The 22,071-nt window shown below is 67.9% G+C and carries 15 protein-coding genes; 8 read left to right on the top strand and 7 right to left on the bottom strand.

The genetic code is table 11. From position 1 onward, the window contains the following. Positions 1 to 76: 76 nt before the first annotated feature. Positions 77 to 4,207 (top strand): SpoIIE family protein phosphatase, encoded by a 4,131-nt coding sequence (locus ORI27_RS21445; RefSeq protein ID WP_265999064.1) that lies wholly within the window; start codon positions 77 to 79, stop codon positions 4,205 to 4,207. Further along, positions 4,204 to 4,512 carry an STAS domain-containing protein gene (locus ORI27_RS21440; RefSeq protein ID WP_265999063.1) on the top strand — a complete coding sequence of 103 codons (309 nt, stop codon included), beginning with the start codon at positions 4,204 to 4,206 and terminating at the stop codon, positions 4,510 to 4,512. Before ORI27_RS21445 ends, ORI27_RS21440 begins: the two co-directional genes overlap by 4 nt. Before the next feature lie 8 nt (positions 4,513 to 4,520). On the opposite strand, the gene zapE is transcribed toward ORI27_RS21440, so the two are convergent. After that, a complete protein-coding gene (zapE, locus tag ORI27_RS21435; RefSeq protein WP_265999062.1) occupies positions 4,521 to 5,537 on the bottom strand; it encodes a cell division protein ZapE in 1,017 nt (338 codons plus the stop codon). Positions 5,538 to 5,680: 143 nt separating this feature from the next. Between zapE and ORI27_RS21430 the strand changes: the two genes are divergently transcribed. From ORI27_RS21430 to msrB, 4 genes are read left to right on the top strand one after another with little or no spacing between them, the layout of a single operon-like run. Beyond that, positions 5,681 to 6,478, top strand: a complete 798-nt coding sequence (locus ORI27_RS21430; RefSeq protein ID WP_265999061.1) for a pyrimidine reductase family protein — start codon at positions 5,681 to 5,683, stop codon at positions 6,476 to 6,478. A gap of 36 nt (positions 6,479 to 6,514) precedes the next feature. Beyond that, the gene (locus ORI27_RS21425) at positions 6,515 to 8,089 is read left to right on the top strand and encodes an alpha/beta fold hydrolase (protein WP_265999060.1); all 1,575 of its coding nucleotides are present in this window, start codon (positions 6,515 to 6,517) and stop codon (positions 8,087 to 8,089) included. A 35-nt stretch (positions 8,090 to 8,124) separates the two neighbouring features. After that, complete coding sequence (aftC, locus tag ORI27_RS21420; RefSeq protein ID WP_407666386.1) at positions 8,125 to 9,435, top strand: arabinofuranan 3-O-arabinosyltransferase; 1,311 nt, start codon at positions 8,125 to 8,127, stop codon at positions 9,433 to 9,435. 4 nt (positions 9,436 to 9,439) lie between these two features. Continuing rightward, positions 9,440 to 9,859, top strand: a complete 420-nt coding sequence (gene msrB / locus ORI27_RS21415; protein WP_323055646.1) for a peptide-methionine (R)-S-oxide reductase MsrB — start codon at positions 9,440 to 9,442, stop codon at positions 9,857 to 9,859. On the opposite strand, the gene ORI27_RS21410 is transcribed toward msrB, so the two are convergent. The 5 genes from ORI27_RS21410 to hemE all read right to left on the bottom strand — a co-directional run bounded on the left by ORI27_RS21410 (position 9,819) and on the right by hemE (position 18,058). Next, complete coding sequence (locus ORI27_RS21410) at positions 9,819 to 12,146, bottom strand: putative bifunctional diguanylate cyclase/phosphodiesterase (RefSeq protein WP_265999056.1); 2,328 nt, start codon at positions 12,144 to 12,146, stop codon at positions 9,819 to 9,821. The two genes, msrB and ORI27_RS21410, sit on opposite strands and share 41 nt — an antisense overlap. Before the next feature lie 241 nt (positions 12,147 to 12,387). After that, the gene (locus ORI27_RS21405) at positions 12,388 to 14,757 is read right to left on the bottom strand and encodes a putative bifunctional diguanylate cyclase/phosphodiesterase (protein WP_265999055.1); all 2,370 of its coding nucleotides are present in this window, start codon (positions 14,755 to 14,757) and stop codon (positions 12,388 to 12,390) included. Between the two features lie 142 nt (positions 14,758 to 14,899). After that, a complete protein-coding gene (gene hemQ / locus ORI27_RS21400) occupies positions 14,900 to 15,604 on the bottom strand; it encodes a hydrogen peroxide-dependent heme synthase (RefSeq protein ID WP_265999053.1) in 705 nt (234 codons plus the stop codon). Between the two features lie 49 nt (positions 15,605 to 15,653). Continuing rightward, entirely contained in the window at positions 15,654 to 17,012 is a 1,359-nt protein-coding gene (locus tag ORI27_RS21395; protein WP_265999052.1) for a protoporphyrinogen oxidase, read from the bottom strand. Then, entirely contained in the window at positions 17,009 to 18,058 is a 1,050-nt protein-coding gene (gene hemE / locus ORI27_RS21390; RefSeq protein WP_265999051.1) for a uroporphyrinogen decarboxylase, read from the bottom strand. The genes ORI27_RS21395 and hemE overlap by 4 nt, the downstream gene beginning before the upstream one ends. A 152-nt stretch (positions 18,059 to 18,210) precedes the next feature. Here hemE and ORI27_RS21385 point away from each other — a divergent pair, with 152 nt between their 5' ends. Beyond that, on the top strand, positions 18,211 to 18,792 hold the full coding sequence (locus ORI27_RS21385) for a DUF3000 domain-containing protein (protein WP_265999050.1): 582 nt from the start codon (positions 18,211 to 18,213) through the stop codon (positions 18,790 to 18,792). Position 18,793: 1 nt separating this feature from the next. Beyond that, positions 18,794 to 20,098, top strand: a complete 1,305-nt coding sequence (locus tag ORI27_RS21380) for a ribonuclease D (RefSeq protein WP_265999049.1) — start codon at positions 18,794 to 18,796, stop codon at positions 20,096 to 20,098. Between the two features lie 32 nt (positions 20,099 to 20,130). Here ORI27_RS21380 and dxs read toward each other — a convergent pair whose 3' ends face one another. Further along, positions 20,131 to 22,044 carry a 1-deoxy-D-xylulose-5-phosphate synthase gene (gene dxs, locus ORI27_RS21375; RefSeq protein ID WP_265999048.1) on the bottom strand — a complete coding sequence of 638 codons (1,914 nt, stop codon included), beginning with the start codon at positions 22,042 to 22,044 and terminating at the stop codon, positions 20,131 to 20,133. Between the last annotated feature and the right edge of the window lie 27 nt (positions 22,045 to 22,071).

The following is a 22,071-nucleotide window of genomic DNA, read 5'->3' as shown; positions in this document are numbered from 1 at the left end:
TGATTTAGCCGAGTGGTCGTAGGGTGAACCCCGTTGGCTGATCGCCCTACGCCGGATCTAGCCGAAAGGACGCGCGGTGGACGTTGGCTCGGTCTCCGGCCCGGACGACCATGTCGGTCGGGATCTGTCCCGGGTGGACTGGGCGGCGACCCCGCTGGGGGTTCCCGACAGCTGGCCGCAGAGCCTGCGAACCGCCGTCAGCATCCTGCTGTCGTCGCGCTTCGCCATGTGGATGGCGTGGGGACCCGATCTGACATTCTTCTGCAACGACGCCTATCGGCGCGACACCCTGGGAGACAAGTACCCCTGGGCGCTGGGCCGGCCATCCCGGGAAGTCTGGGCCGAGGTGTGGGATGACGCCGGCCCCCGCATCGACCATGTGCTGACCACCGCCCAGGCCACCTGGGACGAGGGACTGCTGCTGTTCCTCGAACGGTCGGGCTATCCCGAGGAGACCTACCACACCTTCTCCTACAGTCCGCTGCGCGATGAGACGGGCCAGGTCGTCGGCATGCTGTGCGTCGTCAGCGAGGACACCGACCGGGTGATCGGCGAGCGCCGGATGGCCACGCTGCGCGACCTGGGCTCCGATCCGTCATCGGTGCGCACCGAACCGGAGATGTTGGCCTTCGCCGCCCACCAGCTCGAGCGCAATCTCTTCGACCTGCCGTTCACCCTGACCTATCTGTTCAACGACGACGGGACTGCGCACCTGGCCGGATCGACCGGGATCCTGGCCGGCCACCCGGCCGCCCCGGTGATGCTGCCCGCCGATACCTCGGCGGTCTGGCCCGCCGACGAAGCGGCCCAAGGTAAGTCGGTGCTGATCGGCCTCGCCAGCGCCCCCTTCGCGGACCTGCCGACCGGCCGATGGCAGTACCCACCCCGCCAAGCGCTGGTAGCACCCCTGCTGGCGCAGAGCGGCAAGCCGTCCGGCTTTCTGGTCGCCGCCCTGAACCGCTTTCGCCCGTTCGACGACGACTATCGCGCCTTTGTCGCCCTGGTGGCCGGCCACATCGCGACCGGGATCTCCAACGCCCGCAGCTTCCGCGACCAGCAGCGCCGGGTCGAGGAACTCGCCGAACTGGACCGGGCCAAGACCACGTTCTTCTCCAACATCAGCCACGAGTTCCGCACGCCGATCAGCCTGATCCTGGGTCCGGTGAACGAGCTGCGTACCCGCGCACCCGCATTGGACGAACGCGCCCAGAAGGAACTGGACGTGATCGAGCGAAACGGGTTGCGCCTGGCCAAGCTGGTCAACACGTTGCTGGACTTCTCCCGCATCGAGGCCAACCGGGTGCAGGCCCATTACGCGCCGGTCGATCTGGCCGGCGTCACCGCGGAATTGGCCAGCGTTTTCCGCTCGGCGGTCGACCGCGCGGGGCTGGCGCTGATCGTGGACTGCGAACACCTGGACGAGCCGGTGTACCTGGACCACGACATGTGGGAGAAGGTGGTCCTCAACCTGCTGTCCAATGCGCTGAAGTACACCTTCGAGGGCACGATCACGGTGCGGGTGGCCCGCGGCACTGACGAGGCGGTGGTGACCGTCGCCGACACCGGCGTCGGCATCTCCGCCGCCGAGATGCCCAGGTTGTTCGAGCGGTTCCACCGGATCGAGAGTGCCCGCTCTCGTTCGACCGAGGGCAGCGGCATCGGGTTGGCCCTGGTGAAGGAACTCGTCGCGTTGCACCGCGGCACGATCACCGCCGAGAGCACCGAGGATGTGGGCACCACGTTCCGCGTCCGGCTGCCGCTGGGTACCGCCCACCTGCCCGCCGACGCGCTCACCAAACCGGGAACGAATCGCACGCCCTCGGGTATCGCCGAACCCTTTGTGGCCGAAGCGCTGCGCTGGCTGCCCGACGACGATCCCGACGCCATGTCCGAGGTGTCGGACTTGCCGCCGTCGACCACCGCCGTGATCCGCGTGCTCGTCGCCGACGACAACGCCGACATGCGCCAATACCTGCTCCGACTGCTCCGTGGCGCCGGCTACCAGGTCGACGCGGTAGCCGATGGCCAACACGCGCTGGACCGGATCCGCGCCGATCCGCCCGATCTGGTGGTCAGCGACGTGATGATGCCCCGACTCAACGGTCTGGCTCTGGTGGCGGCCCTGCGCATGGATCCGCGCACCGTCGGTGTTCCGGTGCTGCTGCTGTCGGCCCGGGCCGGCCAGGAGGCCTCGATCGAGGGGTTGCGCGCCGGCGCCGACGACTACCTGGTGAAACCGTTCGCCGCCGCGGATCTGCTGGCGCGGGTACGGGCGAACGTCGAACTGGCCCGGCTTCGCAGCCACCACACCCGGTGGCGCCAAGCCCTGGTCGAATCGTTGCAGGAAGCGTTCTTCATCTGCGACGAAGTCGGCGCCGTCATCGAGATCAACAACGCGTTCACCGACATCCTCGGCTTCGGCCCGGAGGATCTGCCTTATGCCCCCGAGCATCCCTGGTGGCCGGACCCCGAAACCCAGCCCGAGGCCCACCAGCAGATCGTCGACGCGTTCGCCGGCATCCCCGATCACCCGCACGGTAGCTACACCGTTCCGGTGAATCATCGTGACGGCCATCGGGTGTGGATCTCGGCCAACATCGCCCACGCCGAGGACCCCGACACCGGCCGCGGTGTCATGGTCGGAACATTTCGCGACGTAACCGCCGAGCATTACAGCGGCCAACGCCAGATCGCCTTGGCCGCGTTGAATCAGCAACTGGTACAAGCGGATACCGTTGACGATGCACTGCGCGCCGCGGTCGAACAGCTGCGTTCCCAATGGTCGGCCCGCCGCATCCTGGCCGCGGTCTTCCCAGTCCGCGGTGGCGTCGCAACGGTGTCGGAGACCCCGGAACTCTTTGGCGACACCGACAGCGCGCACTGGATCGCCCTGCCCGAAGCGATCGTGGACCGGATCACCGCCATCGCCGGCAGCGGCGACCTGCTGACCGCGGACACCGAGGTCGCCGGTTCGGCGGGCATCGCCCTTCAACACCCGCGCGGCATTCTCGTGATCTGGCTCGACCTGCCCGCAGAGCGGCCCTTCACCGCCGAAGACCAGACGCTGCTGGCGGTGCTGGCCGGGCGCCTCGGACAGGGCCTGCAGCGCGTTCACCAGTTAGATCTACAACGCGAAACGGCTCTGGCACTACAACACTCGATCCTGGGACCAGCGTACCTACCGTCCGGCTTCGCCGTGCGTTACCAACCCGCGTCGCATCCGCTGCAGGTCGGCGGCGATTGGTACGACGTGGTTGCTCTGGACGACGGGCGCATCGCCCTGGTCGTCGGCGACTGCGTCGGCCATGACTTGGCAGCGGCAACCGTCATGGGGCAGCTGCGCAGCGCCTGCCGTGCACTATTGCTCGAACGATCCAGTCCCGCAGCTACATTGGCGGGTCTGGACCGGTTTGCCTCGCGCCTGCCCGGCGCGCAGTCCACCACCGCGTTCTGCGCGATCCTCGACCCCGACACCGGTGAACTGTCCTATTCCAGTGCCGGACATCCGCCGGCGATCCTGGTCTGCGCCGACGGCACCACCCGCCTGCTCGAAGGTGGGCATTCCATCGCGCTGGGCATCCGCCCGGACCGGGCACGCCCCGAAGCTCAGCTGACGATACCGGCGCAGGCGACCCTGCTGCTGTACACCGACGGCCTGGTGGAGCGCAGGTATCGATCACTCGACGACGGAATCGACGGGGCGATCAATCTCATTCGCGCCGACAGCTCGCTGGACCTCGACCCGCTGGCCGACCGGCTCATGCACCGCCTGGCCCCGCCGGGCGGTTACCAAGACGACGTCGTCTTGCTGCTCTACCGCCATCCCGCTCCGCTGGAAGTGACCATCCCGGCCGACGCCGTTCATCTGGCCCCCGCCCGCGCCGCGCTGCGGGAATGGCTGAGCTCAGCCGGTATCGATCACGAGCAGGCCCAGGACGTGCTGGTCGCCGCGGGTGAAGCCGTCACCAACTCCATCGAACACGGCTACCGCAACATCGAGGGCGGCACCATCACCCTGCACGCCAGCTCGGAAGTCGACCAGTTGCGCCTGACGATCACCGACACGGGCTCGTGGAAACCGAAGCAAACCGGCTACACCCATCGCGGCAAGGGCATTCAGATCATGCAGGCACTGATGGAGGACGTGTCTATCGTCCGCGACACCACCGGTACCGTCGTGCGCCTGTCGACCAGGATCCGCCGATGAGCACGCCGTTGACCATTCGTACCGATCGAGGCGCCGACGGCCGGCCGGTGTTGTTCGCCACCGGCGAGATCGACGCCAGCAATGTGGCCGACTTCGCCGAGGCGCTGCACGCCGGAGCCGCCAACGGCACCGATGTCCTCACCGTCGACCTCAGCGCGGTCGACTATGTGGACAGCGCGGCGATCAATGCCCTTGCGCCCCATGCCGAACAGCTTCACATCATCGCCAACCCGGTACTGATGCGGGTGCTTCAGGTAAGCGGCCTGACCGAACTCGCCAAGATCTCACCGGCAACCGATATCTGATCCGAGACCTAAAGCCCCCCAGGACTGGTCAGCGCCAGCAGCCGCGACGTCGCCCTCAGGTACTTCTTGCGATAGCCCCCGGCGAGCATCTCCTCGGAGAAGATGGTGTCCAGCTTGGTTCCGGAGGCCACAACCGGAATGCCGGCGTCATAGAGCCGGTCGGTCAAAGCCACCAGACGCAGCGCCACGTTCTGATCGTCGATGGGGTGCACCCCGGTGATGTGCACGACCGACACCCCCTCGATCAGGGTGAGGTAGCGCGAGGGGTGCATGGTCGCCAGGTGCGCGCACAACGCGTCGAAGTCGTCGAGGGTGGCGCCGGCAACCCCTGCCGCCCGTGCCGCGACGTCGGCGTCGGTGAGCGGTTCGGGCGCCGGCGGCAGGCCGCGATGGCGATAGTCCGGACCTTCGATCCGTACGGTCGTGAAAATGCTTGCCAGGGTGTTGATTTCACGCAGGAAGTCCTGCGCGGCGAAACGCCCCTCGCCCAGCTGCCCGGGAAGGGTGTTGGATGTCGCCGCGATCGACACCCCGCGCTCGACGAGCTGGGACAACAGCCGCGCGATCAGCGTCGTGTTGCCCGGGTCATCGAGCTCGAATTCGTCGATGCACACCACTGTGTATTCGGCCAGCAGATCGATGCACTCGACAAAGCCGAAGACGCCGGCCAGCTGGGTGAGCTCCCCGAAAGTCGCGAACGCCCTGGGGTGTTCGGCCGAGGCGGGCAGCTGCCGATAGGACGACGCCAGCAGATGGGTCTTGCCGACACCGAACCCGCCGTCGAGGTAGATCCCCACCCCTGGCAGGGTTTCCCGCTTGCCGAACAGCCTCTTCCTACCGGCACGGCGACGCTGCGCTTCGACGCAGAACGCCCGGCACGCATCCACGGCAGCGGCCTGAGTGGGCTCGGCGGCGTCGGGACGATAGGAGTCGAAGCTGACGTCGGCGAACGTCGGCGGCGGGATCAGCTGAGCCACCAGCCGTTCCGGGGAGACCGTCGGATGCCGATCGACGAGGCGGTCCATGACAGGCACCCTATCGGCCCGGTTAGTCCCCCGGTCGCTTCGCTCCTGCCCGCCGTGTCGCTCCCCCGGTCGCTTCGCTCCTGCCCGCCGTGTCACTCCCCCGGTCGCTTCGCTCCTGCCCGCCGCGTGCTGCAATCGTTGTTATGCCCGACCCGAGCCCGAACGACCCCGATGGGACGCACTTCACACTGCTGGGGGAAGACGACGGCCCCGGCCGTTTCGTCGACGAAGACCGGCTCGCGCAGCTCTATGCCTACCCCGCCGACGTCACCGGCTGCGTGGTTCGGGGCAACATGATCACCAGCCTCGACGGCGGCGCCTCGACCGACGGAACATCGGGCGGCCTCGGCGAAGCGGGTGACCGGCGGCTCTTCCGGGTGCTGCGCGAGCTCGCCGACGTCATCGTCGTCGGTGCCGGCACCGCGCGGGCCGAAAACTACTCCGGCGCGCAGATGACCCTCACCCAACGCAGCAACCGGCAGCGGCGCGGCCAGAGCGAGGTGCCACCCATCGCCTTGGTCACCCGCTCCGGGCGCCTCGACCGCGACGTGCCGGTGCTGACCCGCACCGAAGTGGCGCCGCTGGTGCTCACCTGCCGTGACGCCGCGGCCGACGCCCGGTCTCGGCTCGGCGGTGCCGCCGAGGTGATCGCTTGTTCGGCCGCCGATCCCGCCGAGGTCGACCCCGGGACGGTGTTGACCGCGCTGGCAGAACGGGGGCTGCCCCGGGTGCTGTGCGAAGGCGGACCGACGCTGATGGGCACGTTCATCGAACACGGCCTGCTCGACGAGCTGTGCCTGACCACCGCACCGATGCTGGTCGGCGGGTCCGCGCCACGCATCGTCACCGGCGCCGGCCACGTGCTGGCGAAGATGCGTCGACAACACCTGATCTCCGACGCCGAGGGCTATCTGTACGGGCGCTACACCCGCGCCGGCTGAGCGATGCCCGGCGGCGGTGTCGCTACTGTGGTGGGCATGCGCGATCGTCGGGTCTGGGCCTCCCGAGCCATAGTCAGCCTCGGCACCGCGGCGCTGACGGCTTTGCTCACCGGATGCGCGCCGTGGCTGGCGGCGAATCCGCAGTTCGCCAGCGACAAGGCGCACAATCCGCCCGGAACCACCACCACCGCACCGGCCGGCGGCCCGCCCGCCATCGCGGCTCCCAAGAACGAGCTGGGCTGGAAGGACTGCACGTCGAGGATGTTCGGGGACGCCGGAGTGCCTGCCGCCCCGGGTGTGATCCTGGAGTGCGCCGACTATGACGCCGACCTGGACCCCATCGCCGGCGCGACCGGAACACTGAGCATCGGGGTGGTGCGCGCCCGGTCGGTGCAGACCCCACCCGACGCCGGGCCGCTGGTGTTCACCACCGGCACAGACATCCCGTCATCTCTGCAGCTGCCGGTGTGGCTGTCCCGGTCGGGAGCCGACGTGCTCAAGAGCCATCCCATCGTTTCGGTGGATCGCCGCGGCATCGGCATGTCCAGCCCGGTGGATTGCCGCGACGCGTTCGACCGGCAGGAGATGCGCGACCAGGCCCAGTTCGAGTCCGGCGACGACCCCGTGGCGAACCTCGGTGCGATCACCATGACGGCGACAACGAGCTGCACCGACACCATCGCCCCCGGGGACTCGGCGTACGACAACGCCCGCGCCGCCGAGGACCTCGAGCGACTCCGCAGCACCTGGGACGTCCCGGCGCTGGCGCTGATCGGGGTCGGCAACGGTGCGCAGATCGCACTGGCCTATGCCGGTTCACACCCCGACAAGGTGGCCCGCCTGGTGCTCGACTCCCCTGTCCCGCCCGGCGTCGACGCCGAAGCGGCGGCCGAAGAACAGGTCAAGGGTCAGCAGGCCGCCCTCGACGCGTTCGCCGCGCGATGCGTTGCGGTCAATTGCGCGCTCGGGCCCGACCCGAAAGGTGCCGTTGATGCGCTGCTGTCCTCGGCCCGTGCCGGCCGGGGCCCCGGTGGCGTCTCCGTGGCGGTGCTGGCCAACGCGATCGTCACCGCCATGGGCTATCCGAGCGGAGACCCGGTCGGCAGCACCCTCAGCCTGGCCAACACCCTCGCGGCGGCCCGCAACGGCGACACCAACCAGCTGAACAGCCTGATCAACCAGGCCGAGGCGACGCGCGACAGCGACGGCCAGTTCGTCAACACCTGCAGCGACGCCCTGAACCGCCCGACCCCCGACCGGGTACGCGAACTCGTAGTCCAGTGGGGCAAGATCTACCCCCAATTCGGCACGGTCGGTGCACTCGGCCTGGTGAAATGCCTGAACTGGCCCAGCGGCGCGGCCCCCAAAGAACCCAAGGACCTGAAGGTCAACGTGCTGCTGCTCGGCGTGCAGAACGACCCGATCGCCGGCAACCAGGGCGTGCCCGCGTCGGCGGCCACGGTCATCAACGCCGGCGCGGCCAGCAAGCGGGTGATGTGGCAGGGCCTCGGGCACGGGGCCAGCGTCTACTCGGCGTGCGCCCTGCCGCCCATGATCAGCTATCTCGACAGCGGCGACATGCCGCCCACCGACACCTACTGCCCCGCCTGAGCGTCTGACGCATCGCGCCGGTGTACGGTGCGGACGTGGCGCTAGCTGACTCCAACCATTCCCGCGTCGCTTCGCTCCTGCCCGCCGGCGTGCTGAAGGCTTTCCGTCCCCGCACCGGCCCCGCGAGCACGGCGACGGTGCTGCGTTCGGCACTGTGGCCGATCGCGATCATGTCGATCATTCATCGCAGCTACGTGCTCTCCAGCAACGGCTACATCACCGACGACTTCGGCCCGGTGTACCGGGCCGTCTCGAACTTCCGCCGCGGGCTGGCCATCTACAACGAGCACTTCGACTACGTCGACCCGCACTATCTGTATCCGCCGGGCGGCACGCTGTTGATGGCACCGTTCGGTTACCTACCGGTCTTCGCCTCGCACAACTGGTTCGTGTTCTTCAACACCGTGGCGATGATCATCGCGGCCTGCCTGCTGGTCCGGTTGTTCAACTTCTCGCTGACCTCGGTCGCGCTACCCGCGCTGCTGCTGGCGATGTTCTGCACCGAATCGGTGACCAACACCTTGGTCTTCACCAACGTCAACGGCTGCATCCTGCTGTGCGAGGTGTTGTTCTTCCGGTGGGTGCTCGACGGGAAGGTTTCCCACGAGTGGTGGGCCGGTGTGGCGATCGGGCTCTCGCTGGTGGTCAAACCCCTGCTGGGCGTGTTGCTGCTGTTGCCGTTGCTGAACCGGCAGTGGCGGGTGCTGGTGACGGCGCTCGCCGTACCGCTGGCCTTCAACGCCGCGGCCTGGCCGCTGGTGGCCGATCCGATGGACTTCGTCAAACGCACACTGCCCTACATCTTCTCGACGCGGGACTACTTCAACAGCTCGGTGCTGGGCAACGGGGTGTATTACGGGCTGCCGATGTGGCTGATCCTGTTGCTGCGGCTGATTTTCCTGGCGCTTGCCGTGGTGAGCCTGTGGCTCCTGTACCGCTACTACCGGCAACGCGACCCGCTGTTCTGGATGCTGACCTCCTCGGGTGTGCTGCTGATCGCGTCCTGGCTGGTGCTCTCGCTGGCCCAGGGCTACTACTCGATGATGTTGTTCCCGTTCCTGATGACCGTGGTGCTGCCCAACTCGGTGGTGCGCAACTGGCCGGCCTGGTTGGCCACCTACGGGTTCTTGACCATGGACTTCTGGTTGATGTGGCGCTGGCCGACGACCGGACGGTTCCTGGAATACATGAAGATCACGTACGGCTGGTCGCTGATGCTGGTCGTGGTGTTCTGCGTCCTCTACTTCCGCTACGCCGACGCCAAATCCGAGCGCAGACTAGCTGACGGTATCGATCCGCCGTGGATGCGCGAACCACGAGCCGACACCCCACACGCGGTACCGTGAACGCATGAGTTCGATTCCCGGTCCGAAGCTGGAACTGACCGACGACGAATGGCGCAAGCGGCTGAGCCCTGCCGAGTACGCGGTACTCCGCCAGGCCGGCACCGAGCGCCCGTTCAGCGGCGAGTACACCGACACCAAGACTGAGGGCATCTACGCCTGCCGGGCGTGCGGCACCGAATTGTTCCGCAGCACAGAGAAATTCGAGTCCCACTGCGGCTGGCCGTCATTCTTCGACCCGTCCCACTCCGACGCGGTGATCCTTCGGCCGGACGACTCGATGGGCATGCACCGGGTGGAAGTGCTCTGCGCACACTGCCACAGCCACCTCGGGCATGTGTTCAGCGGCGAGGGCTACCCCACGCCGACCGACCAGCGATACTGCATCAATTCGATTTCGCTGAAGCTGGTGCCGTCGCAGGAGTAGCGCTCGGCTGCACGGCGAAGCGCTCAAGCACGGTGTCGATGTCGACGGGTGCGCCGTAGAGGAAGCCCTGTGCGATGTCGCAGCCGTTGCGCCGAAGCCACTCCGCGGTCTGCGCGTTTTCCACCCCTTCTGCCACCGTGGTGATTCCCAATTCCTGCGCCAGGCCGACCACGGCCCGAACGACTGCTGCCGCGGTGGGATCGACCAGAACCGGGGCGATGAACTGTTGATCCAGCTTGAGTTCGTCACTGGGCAGTTCCCGCAGATAGGACAGCGTTGAATAGCCGGTGCCGAAATCATCGATGGCAATCCGAATCTGCTGCTCCCGCAACGTGTGCAATACCTCTCGGGTCTGTTCGAGGTCGCCGAGCACCATGTGCTCGGTGATCTCGATGGTGAGGCTCGCGGGCGGCAGGCCGCTGACGGCCAGCGCGGCACCGATCCTGGCCGGCAGCGTGGCATCGGCCAGCGACGGCGCGAATACGTTGACCGCGACCGACGCGTCAATGCCGGCCGCCCGCCAGCGCACGGCATCCTCGGTTGCCCTGGCGAACACGAAATCGGTCACCGCATCCATCAAGCCGTGCCGGCGGATCATGGGCAGGAACTCATGGGGCGCGAGCACGTTGCCGTCGGGCCGGGGCCAGCGCAACAACGCCTCGAAGCCGATCAGATCGCCGGTCCGCAGACGAAACTGAGGCTGGTACACCACTGTCAGCTCGGCGCGGTCAACGGCCTGCCGAAGTTCGCCCAGCAGAGTCAGCACCGCCGGCCCGCCGCGCGCCGAAACCTCAGTCGTGCGGAACAACTCGCGGCCTACCCGAACCGAATCCATCTCCGCCGTGAAGACGTGCACACTGCCAGATCCCGCCCACTTCGCCGAATACATCGCGGTGTCCGCCTGCTTCAAAAGCATATCGGTGTCAACCGCGGAACCGTCGGTATCAGCGGCGGCCACCCCGGCGCTGGGACGAATAGCCAGGTCGTGACCGTCCACCACGAACGGTGCGTCGAACGCCTCGACAACCCGCCGTGCGATCCGATATGAATCGTCAATCGGGCCGGTCATCACGATCCCGAACTCGTCACCGCCGAGTCGCGCCACCGTGTCGGCGGGGCGGACCGCCTCACTGATGCGGTCACCGACCAGCATCAGCAGCCGGTCACCGGCGGGATGGCCGTAGCTGTCGTTCACCAGTTTGAAATCGTTGAGGTCCAACATCATCACCACGACCGGGACCCGGTCGTGCTCACGTTCTTGCATCGCCTCGGTCAGCCGCTCGTTGAACCGCGTGTAGTTGGCTACCCCGGTGAGCGGATCCCGCAGCGCCTGATCCGCCGCTTCGCCAAGGAGCCGATGATTGTCGCTGATGACCAGAAACTGCCGGGCGAACACCGCCAGGGCGAGACCCGCGGCCAGCATCAGCACCGGCCGCGAGGTCAGGTCCACCATCGGTTCGGTGACCGCGGCCACCGCCACCAGGACCGCGGTGAGGCCAGGCAGCCACGCCGATGCCCAGGCAGACTCCGTTCGCACCTTGGGAACCGACACCGTCGAGCGAGGTGCCGACAGCGCGGCAACGGCGATGAGGAACATACCGGCGATCCAGCCGATGTCAACGAGCGCCCCATGCGAGTAGGCGGTGCTCACCGAGATGTACGTGTACGCGCCGTCCGACACGATCACGCCGAGCAGGCCCGCGGTCAATAATGACAGCGTCGAACGCTGACCGGACGGGGCTCGCACGACGAGAAGCAGCGCGAAGGTCAGCACGGCGATCTCCAGGGCGGCGTACACCACCGGCAAGATCTGCATGAAATGGTCGACTCCGCCCGCGACCTTGTACACCTCGTCCATCACGACCAGCCAGAAGATCAGGAAGAACAGCCCCGCCACGATGGCCGCATCGAGAATGAACCGGCCCACGTATCGCCTGGCCAATCCGGGCGGAAACAGCAGCAGCGCGACACCGAGTCCGATCGGGAACAGAATGAATGGCCAGGTGTCTGCGCTCGACAGCGGGTGTCCACTGAGAAACGCCTCGATGTGCACGATCGATGCCGCACCGAGCGCCCAGCCGACGAGCCCCACCGCCATGCACAGCCAGGCCACGCGCTGCCGACCCGTCGACGACCGGGCCGCCCAGACGGCGCTGCCCGCGGCGACCCACGGCGCGACCACGAACAGGGCGGAGTCGACCGCGGCAGCTACCCAATAACCGATGAGCCACAAAGCGATTGCGGCGCCCCCCGCAGCGATGAATGCGGCCACGCGTCCGTTGCGCATACCACCCCCTGTGCGCCACGCAGGCAGCCACAGACGGTAGGCCGACGGCAGTGACGACAGGGCAAGATTAGCAACGTCACCGCAGCTCATAGGCGAGAACGACAGTCTCCGCCGACCGCTACCCGATCTTCGCGTCGGCCGCCCGACGTTTGATCAGGCGCAACAACTTTTCGGGCGGCAGCGGCATACTGTGGTAGACGCCCTGCCCGATATCGCCGCCGAGTCGGCCTCGAAGGTATACCTAGCGCATCAACTCGATCTGTGGAACATCGGACTCCACCCAGCGGCAGGTGCCGTCGCGGACCGAACAGCCCAATGTCTGGCAGTTGCCGTCGCGCTGGCACCTCTTCAAGATCTCGACCAGCTTGGCGGACGATAGCGGCGGACTGAAGTAGTAACCCTGCCCGATATGACAGCCATGCGCACGCAACCAGTCAGCCGTGCGCGCCGTCTCGATCCCCTCGGCCACCGTCGTCAGGCCGAGTTCGTCGGCCAGGTTGACCACCGCACGCACGACGGCCGCCGCGCGCGTGTCTGCGGGAATCGGCGCGATGAAATGGCGGTCCAGCTTGACCTCGTCGACGGTGAGATCGCGCATATACGACAGCGCCGAGTACCCACTGCCGAAATCGTCGATCGCGATCCGTATTCCGTTCTCCTGTAACTGATTCAGCACGGTCTTGGCGCGATCCACGTTGTCCAGGAAGAGGTCTTCGGTTATCTCGACGGTCAGCTGGGACGGACTGAGATCGCGGCTGGCCAGGGCCGCGGCGAACTTGCCCGGCAGCCGCAGGTCCGCCATCGACGGCGCGAAGATGTTGACCGCGACCGGCACCTCGAGCCCCTTTGCGCGCCAACGTAATACATCATCGAGGGCGGTGTTGACCACCAGGTCGGTGATCGAGCCCATCAGCCCGTAGCGGCGCACCAGCGGAAGGAACTCGTCAGGCGCCAGCAGACCCCGCTTGGGATGCGGCCACCGCACCAGCGCCTCGACACCGACGATCGCCGCGGTGTTCAGGTCGAACTTCGGCTGGTACACCAGGGTGAGTTCGAACTGGTCGATGGCTTGACGCAGCTCGCCCAGCAGTCGGATCGTGCTCGCACCGCTGCGTGCCACCGGCATCGGCCCGCTGGCGAACAAATCGCTGTCCGGGGATTCGGCCAACAGCATCTCCGAGTTGAACGGGTGCACGCCGCCGCTACGAGACCGTTTGGCCGAATACATCGCGATGTCGGCCCGTTTGAGCAGATCCTCGGCGGTGAGATCGGGTTCGTCCGCTTCGGCGACCGCCAGCCCGACACTGGGCCGGATCAGCAGATCCTGAGCGTCGACGATGAAGGGTTCGTCAAACGCCTCCACCACCCGGTGGGCGACCAGCTGCGACTTGTCCACGCGGCCTTCGATGAGGACGGCGAACTCGTCACCACCGAGCCGCGCAACCGTGTCGCCCGCCCGCACACACCCGACGATGCGGTCGGCCACCAGGCTGAGCAGTTCGTCCCCCACCGGGTGACCCAGGGTGTCGTTGACCACCTTGAAGTCATCGAGGTCCATGACCAATACGCCGACCGACAGTCCGTCCCGCTGGCGCATCTCCATGGCGTGGTTGAGCCGGTCCCGGAAGACGATCCGGTTACCGACGCCGGTCAGCGGATCGCGCAGCGCCTGGTCGGCCACCGTGGCCAAAAGGCTGCGATTCTCACTCATCACCAAGATCTGGCGAGCGCTGAAGGCCACCAGCAGCACCATCCCGATCACTGGAATCGGTCCGGCCTTGATCTGATCGGGCGACTCGGTGAACACCGCGAAGCTCGCAAAGACGACCGGCACAAACGGCAGCCATACCGACGTCAACGAAACAGGCTGATTCGCAACCGTTTCCCGATGCGCATACCCGTGCCCGGTGATCGCCGCGGCGATGAACAGCGCCAGCCCCAACAGCCAACCCGCGTCGAGGAGCTGCACGCTCGTTCGCTGGTGCGTCGCCGTCAGGTAGACAAAGAGGCCGTCGGAGATCGTGATCCCCAACATGCCCAACGTCAGCAGGATCAGGGTCAGCCGCTGACCGCGCGGCGCGCGTGCCACCACCAGGACCCCGATGGTCAGCACCGCCGCGTCCAGCACCGGGTAGCTGACCGAGACCGCCACCTGCAGCTTGTCCCTGGGCTCCGAATTCCACAGCTCGTCCAAGACCGCGGCCCACCCGACGATGGTGAACGACCCGGCCACGATCAGCCCGTCGAGGATAAGCCGGGTCCGCGAGGTCCGGCTGAACCCGGAGGACAACAGCAACAGCGCCACCGCGGTGACGACCGGCAGCACCAGGTAGGCGGCGTCGGCCACCGACGGGTACGGGTTCTTGTGACCGACAAACTTGTAGTAGCGCCAGAGCACGGCGCCGGAGGTGAAAAGACCGAGGCCGATTGCCATCGTGACCCACGCGATGCGCACTCGGCCACGACCGGATCGAGCAGTCCACGCCGCGGCGAACACCGCTAGCACAGCCAGTTCGATCAGCACGTTGTCGGTGTTGGTGACCAGCGAGAGCGGCGACGCGCTCGACCACCCTTCGAACGCCAACAACATGCCGATCACAGGGATGGACACGGCGACAGCGGCGACGGACAGCGTCTGCGTCCCCCTAAGCCCTGTCACCCGGGCCCCCGATCGTCTCGGCCGCGCAAAACCGCGGTAACGCGATCGTAGCGAACATTCGGCTGGCTGACGGCTCGATTGCCTGCCGAGCGCGCTAGGGCAGCTTGGCGACCAATTCCTCGACACCGACCCGGGGGCCGGTGAAGAACGGGACCTCTTCGCGCACATGCCGACGGGCCTCGGTGGCTCGCAGGTCACGCATCAGGTCGACGATGCGGTACAACTCGGGGGCTTCGAAAGCCAGGATCCATTCATAGTCACCCAGCGCGAACGCCGGAACGGTGTTGGCCCGCACGTCCTTGTAGCCGCGGGCGGCCATGCCGTGGTCTGCGAGCATCTTGCGGCGTTCGTCGTCGGGCAGCAGATACCAGTCCAGCGAACGCACGAAGGGATAGACGCACACATAGTTTCCGGGTTCCTCGCCGGCCAGGAACGCCGGGACGTGGCTCTTGTTGAACTCCGCCGGCCGGTGCAGCGCGACGGCGCTCCACACCGGGGACACGGCCCGGCCCAGCGTCGTGGTGCGGCGGAAGTCGCTGTAGGTGGCCTGCAGTGCTTCGATCCGCTCCGCGTGCGTCCAGATCATGAAATCGGCATCGGCGCGCAGCCCGGCGACGTCATAGAGACCGCGCACCACGACACCGTTGTCCTCCTGCTGCTTGAGGAACGTCGCGGTCTCGTCGACGACGGCAGCCCGGGATTCTTCGTCGTAGCCCAGCTCCCCCGGCTCCGCCGCGAACACCGAGAACATCACGTACCTGATCGTGGCGTTGAGCTCGTCGTAGTCCAGTTTGGCCATGGCACCCATGGTGCCACGTGCGCCTTCGGCCATCGGCGCCTGGTGGCCGCTATCCCCGCGTGGTGGCCGCCACCACACACTGCGCCGCCCGAGCCGCGACCGCCACGCACGCCGGCACCCCGATCCCGTCGAGATAGTTGCCCGCGATCGCCAGCGTGGGCGGCAGACCCGTGTGCAGTCCCGCGGTAAGTTCGCGATGACCGGGACCGTACTGCGGCATCGCGTCCAGCCAGCGATGCACCAGGACGTCGAGGGGATCCACCGCGATGCCGAACACCGTCTGCAGATCGGTAAGCGCCCAGGCCTGCAGGTCGGCATCGGAGGTGTTCCGGGCGATGCTGTCCCCGAAGCGGCCGAACGACAGCCTCAGCAACTCGGCGTTGCCGCGCGCCCCCCACTTGCGGGTCGAGAGGGTTATCGCCTTGGTGCGTAAGCGTTCTCCGGTGGCCACCAGCACCCCCGACTGCGCGGGCAACGGTGTTCCGCCGGGAACGGCCAACGCCAGCACCGCCGCCGAGGCGACGGGGATCCGGGCAGCCGCCGCGGCGGCACTCGGCGCGACCTCCGCCAGCAGCGGCGCCAGCCGCGGTGCCGGTACGGCCACGATCACCGCGTCGGCGCCCCAGTGCGAACCCTCGTCGTCGCGCACGCTCCAGCCGTCACCCTCCGGCTCGATGCGATCCACCCGTGCCTGCACCCACCGCAGCCGGCTGCGGGCGATCAATTCGTCCAGCAAGACCTGGTAGCCGCCCTCGATCGCGCCGAACACCGGGCCGCGCGTGCTGCCGGGCAGCGCGCGCCGACCAGCCTCGGTGAGGCTGGTGGCCCCGGCGTCGAGGGCGGCGGCCAGCGTCGGCGCCGCGGAGCGGATGCCGATGGTGGCCGCCGAGCCGGCGTAGACGCCGGAGAGCATCGGGTCGACCGAACGCGCCACCACCTGTTCGCCGAACCGATCGGTGACCACGGCACCGACGGCCGGATCGGCGCCGGCCCGCCAGTCCAGCGGCCGGTTGGGCTCGGCGGCCATCTGCGCGATCGTCGCGTCATCGACCAGACCGGTCACCGAGGCCGCCGAGGTCGGGATCCCGTTGACGGTGTCGGGTGGCAGCGGGTGGATGCGGGCCTGGCTGTAGATCGTGGGCCGGACCCCGGTGGTGCTGATCTGGCGGCCGGCCAGGCCGAGCTCGGCCAGCAGCGCCGGCACCTCGGGGCGGCGCACCACGAACGCTTCGGCGCCGACGTCCATCGGCTGGCCGGCCAGCCGTTCGGTGCGCAGGATGCCGCCGAGCCGGTCGGCCGGGTCGAACACCGTGATGTCGGCATCGTCGCCGACCAGGACCCGCAGCCGGTAGGCCGCGACAAGCCCCGAGATACCGCCTCCGACAACGCAATACCGCTGCTGTGTCACAGCGAGTGCACCAAATCCACCAGTTCGGTCAGCAGCCCGGGGTCGGTGGCCGGCAGCACACCGTGGCCCAGGTTGAAGATGTGCCCGGCAGCACCGGCGTCGACCGCGCGCCGACCGTCGTCGACGACCGAGCGGGCGGCCCGCTCGACGGCCGGCCAGCCGGCCAGCAGCACTACCGGATCCAGGTTGCCCTGCAGCGCTTTGTTCGGGCCGACTCGCAGCGCGGCGTCGGCCAGAGAGGTCCGCCAGTCGACGCCGACCACGGTGGCACCCGCCTCACCCATCGCGCCGAGCAGTTCGGCGGTGCCCACACCGAAGTGGGTCATCGGCACGCGATAGTCGGCGAGCGCAGCGAACACCCGCTCGCTGTGCGGCAGCACATGGCTGCGGTAGTCGGCCAGCGACAGCGTGCCCGCCCAGGAGTCGAACACCTGGATGGCGTCCACTCCGGCATCGAGCTGCACCTTCAGGAAGGCGATCGTCACGTCGGCCAAGTACTCCATCAGCGCATGCCAGGTCGACGGATCGGCCAGCATCATCGCCTTGGTCCGCTCGTGCTGCTTGCTGGGGCCGCCTTCGATCAGATAGGACGCCAGCGTGAACGGGGCGCCGGCGAAACCGATCAGCGGCACCTCGCCGAGCTCGGCCACCAGCAGGCCCACGGCGTCGGAGATCGCGCTGACCCGCTGCAAGTCAAGGCCTTTCATGGCAGCGACATCCGCCGCGGTGCGCACCGGATGGTCGATGACCGGGCCGACGTCGGGGACGATGTCGAGGTCGATGCCCGCACCGCGCAGCGGGACGACGATGTCAGAGAACAGGATCGCCGCGTCGACCCCGTGCCGGCGCACGGGCTGCAGGGTGATCTCGCAGACCAGCGCGGGATCGAAGCAAGCCTGCATCATCGTGTTCTTGGCCCGCAGCTCGCGGTACTCGGGCAGTGAGCGGCCGGCCTGGCGCATGAACCACACCGGAAGATGGCTGGGTTTGCAGCCAGTGGCTGCGGCCAGATAGGGCGCCTCGGGCAGCTGGCGACGGGTACTCATCGGCTCCATGTTCCCACGGGCCCACCCGCCCAGCCCACGAGCCCTTGGCCGCCCGAGCCCATCCCCGGGTCGCTCCGCTCCTGCCCGCCGGACGGGACCAAATCGGCGCGCCTGCCCCGTCGACCTCGGGGATAGGGCTAGCGTCAATTGGCGTGACCACTGCGGAACCGGCGCAATTCCGCGAGGCGGTGGCGGCGATGAACACCGCCGAGGTACGGCCGGAGATCGAACTCGGTCCGATCCGCCCACCTCAACGTCTCGCGCCATACAGCTATGCGCTGGGCGCGGAGGTTAAGCATCCAGAAACCGAAATCGTGCCGGAGCGCTCCGAGGGTGACGCGTTCGGCCGGCTGATCCTGTTGCACGACCCGGACGGCTCGGAGGCCTGGGACGGCACCATGCGCCTGGTCGCCTACATCCAGGCCGACCTGGACTCCAGTGAGGCTGTCGACCCGCTGCTACCCGAGGTGGCCTGGAGTTGGCTGGTCGACGCGCTGGAAAGCCGTGCCGACCCGGTCACCGCCCTCGGCGGCACGGTCACGGCTACCACCTCGGTGCGCTACGGCGACATCTCCGGTCCACCGCGCGCCCATCAACTCGAGCTGCGGGCGTCCTGGACGGCCACCACGATGGCACTCGACACCCATGTGCAGGCGTTCTGCGAGGTGCTCGAGCATGCCGCGGGTCTACCGCCGGCGGGAGTGACGGATCTGGGTTCCCGCTCGCGCGCCTGACATGCCAGAAACCGATGATGACGCTGCCACCGCGGCGTCCGAGACCCCGGCGGACGACACCGCACAGGCGACGCCGTTGCTGCGCCCGGCCGAGGGCGTTCCGCCGTTGTCGGTCAGTGTCGACGAGATCGCGCGCGCGGCAGACCAGCTCGCCGCAGGGACCGGACCGTTCGCCGTCGACGCCGAGCGGGCGTCGGGATTTCGCTACTCCAACCGCGCCTACCTGATCCAGATCCGGCGCAGCGGCGCGGGCACGGTGCTCATCGATCCGGTCAACCACGGCAACAGCCCGATCGACGTGCTGCGGCCGGTGGCCGAGGTGCTGGCTACCGACGAATGGATCCTGCACGCCGCCGACCAGGATCTGCCGTGCCTGGCCGAGGTCGGTATGCGCCCGCCCGCCCTGTACGACACGGAGCTGGCCGGCCGGCTGGCGGGCTTCGAGCGGGTCAATCTGGCGGCCATGGTGCAGCGACTGCTGGGACTGGGGTTGGCCAAGGGGCACGGGGCGGCGGACTGGTCCAAGCGCCCCCTTCCCGACGCGTGGCTCAACTACGCCGCCCTCGATGTCGAGGTGCTTATCGCGCTGCGTGAGGCGATCGCCGACGTCTTGGCCGAGCAGAGCAAAAGCGATTGGGCCGCAGAAGAATTCGAATACCTCCGGAACGCTGACGCGGTACCCACCCGTCGTGATCGGTGGCGGCGGACATCGGGGATCCACAAGGTCCGCAACCGGCACACGCTGGCAGCGGTCCGGGAATTGTGGACAGTGCGCGATCAGATCGCCCGTCGCCGCGACATCGCCCCGGGGCGGATCCTGCCTGATTCGGCGATCATCGCCGCGGCCGTGGCCGATCCCAGGACCGCCGAGGATCTGACGAAGTTGCCGATCTTCGGTGGGCACAAGCAGCGCAAGAGTGCACACGTCTGGCTGGCCGCGCTGGAGTCGGCGCGCGCCAATCCCGATCCGCCGGAGAGCGCCGAGCCGCAGAACGGCCCGCCGCCGGCGGTGCGCTGGGCCAAGCGCAAGCCCGAGGCGGCGGCGCGACTCGACGCCGCCCGTGCCCAGCTCGCCGAGTTGTCGGCGCAGGTGCACGTCCCGACCGAGAACCTGGTCTCCCCCGAGCTCGTGCGCAGGCTGTGCTGGGACTGGAAGGACAGCGCCGACGTCGGCGGGGCGATCGAGGACTTCCTGCGTGCCGGCGGAGCCAGGCAGTGGCAACGCGCCCTGGCGGTTCCGGTATTGACCCAGGCGCTCAGCGCGTCAGCCGAGCCGCAGACACCGCCCGCTGGGGAGCAGACATAAAGGTCGCCGACACGCCGACGTTTCGGCGGCGCCTACGCCTTGTCGGCGGAGTCGGTGACCGTGTCGTCGAGCGCACCCAGCGCAGCCACCCAGCCGGTGACCTGCCGGGCGATGTTCTGCTCCGTTAGGCCCACGAGCTCAAGCACCTCGCCGCGCCCGGCGTGGTCCAAGAACTGTTGCGGCACACCGATATCGCGGCACGGCACATCGATCTCGGCGGCACGCAACGTAGCGGACACCGCCGAGCCGACGCCCCCGCGCACGCCGTTGTCCTCCACCGTCACGACCAACTTGTGCGAATCAGCAAGCGGGACAAGAGCATCGGGCACTGGAATCACCCAGCGAGGATCGACGACAGTCACCCCGATTCCCTGGTTGCGCAGTCGCTCGGCAACCTTGAGAGCCATCGGCGCGAAGGATCCGACCGCGACGAGCAGCACATCGTTGCCGAGGCCGTCAGCGGGCCACGCCAGGATGTCAACGCCCGACACTCGCTCAACTGCGGGAATATCTTCGCCCACTTCACCTTTGGGGAAGCGGATGGCAGTCGGGCCGTCGGTGGTCTCGACCGCCTCGCCCAGTTCCTCCCGCAGCCGGGCACCATCGCGCGGCGCAGCCACCCGGATGCCGGGAACGACGTTGAGAATCGACAAGTCCCAGACACCGTTATGGCTGGCGCCGTCGTTGCCGGTGATCCCGGCCCGGTCCAGCACCATCGTGACCGGCAGCTTGTGCAGGGCCACATCCATCATGATCTGGTCGAAGGCGCGGTTGAGGAACGTCGAATAGATCGCGACGACCGGGTGCAGCCCACCCATCGCCAGCCCGGCCGCTGAGGTCATCGCATGCTGTTCGGCGATCCCGACGTCGAACAGCCGGTCCGGGAAGCGTTCGCCGAACGCCGACAGGCCGGTCGGGCCCGGCATCGCCGCGGTGATCGCCACGATGTCACGCCGCTTGGCGGCGTAGGAGATCAGCGCATCGGAGAACACCGATGTCCAGCCCGGCGCCGCGGACTTGGTGGCCAGACCGGTGCCCGGATCGATGACCCCGCACGAGTGCATCTGCTCTGCCTCGTCGTTCTCCGCCGGCGCGTAGCCCATGCCCTTGCGGGTGACCACATGCACGATCACCGGGGCGTTGAAGCCGCGCGCATGACGCAGCGCCGTCTCGACCGCATGCTCGTCGTGCCCGTCGATCGGGCCGACGTATTTGAGGCCGAGGTCGGTGAACATCACCTGCGGGGACAACGCATCCTTGATGCCCGCCTTCACGCTGTGCATGGCCTGATAGCAGGCCTCGCCGACCACGGGCATCCCGCGCACAGCCACCCGGCCGCGCTCGAGGAACCGCTCGTAGCCCGGCTGCAACCGCAGTCCGGCCAGGTGATCGGCAAATCCGCCGATGGTCGGGGCGTAGGAGCGGCCGTTGTCGTTGACCACGATCACCACGGGCCGGCGGGCGGCGGCGATATTGTTCAGCGCTTCCCAGCACATGCCGCCGGTCAGCGCGCCGTCGCCGACGACCGCCACCACGTGGCGGTTGCGGTGCCCGGTCAGTTCGAACGCCTTGGCCAACCCGTCGGCGTAGGACAACGCCGCCGAGGCGTGGCTCGACTCGACCCAGTCGTGCTCGCTTTCGGCCCGCGACGGGTATCCCGACAGGCCGTCGCGCTTGCGCAACGTGTCGAAGTCGGCGGCGCGCCCGGTGAGCATCTTGTGCACGTACGCCTGGTGCCCGGTGTCGAACAGGATCGGATCGTGCGGCGAATCGAACACCCGGTGCAGCGCCAGCGTGAGCTCGACGACGCCGAGGTTGGGCCCGAGGTGTCCGCCCGTGGCAGCGACCTTGTGGATCAGGAACTGGCGAATCTCGGCGGCCAGTTCGGTCAGCTGCGTTTGGGACAGGTGTTGCAGATCGGCAGGGCCGCGAACCTGTTCAAGCATCTGGCCAGTCTACGCACCCGCGCGCGG

The organism is Mycobacterium pinniadriaticum (assembly GCF_026242045.1).
Lineage (GTDB): Bacteria > Actinomycetota > Actinomycetes > Mycobacteriales > Mycobacteriaceae > Mycobacterium > Mycobacterium pinniadriaticum.
The sequence above is the reverse complement of the archived record's forward strand: the minus strand, read 5'-3'. Positions and strand labels throughout refer to the sequence as shown.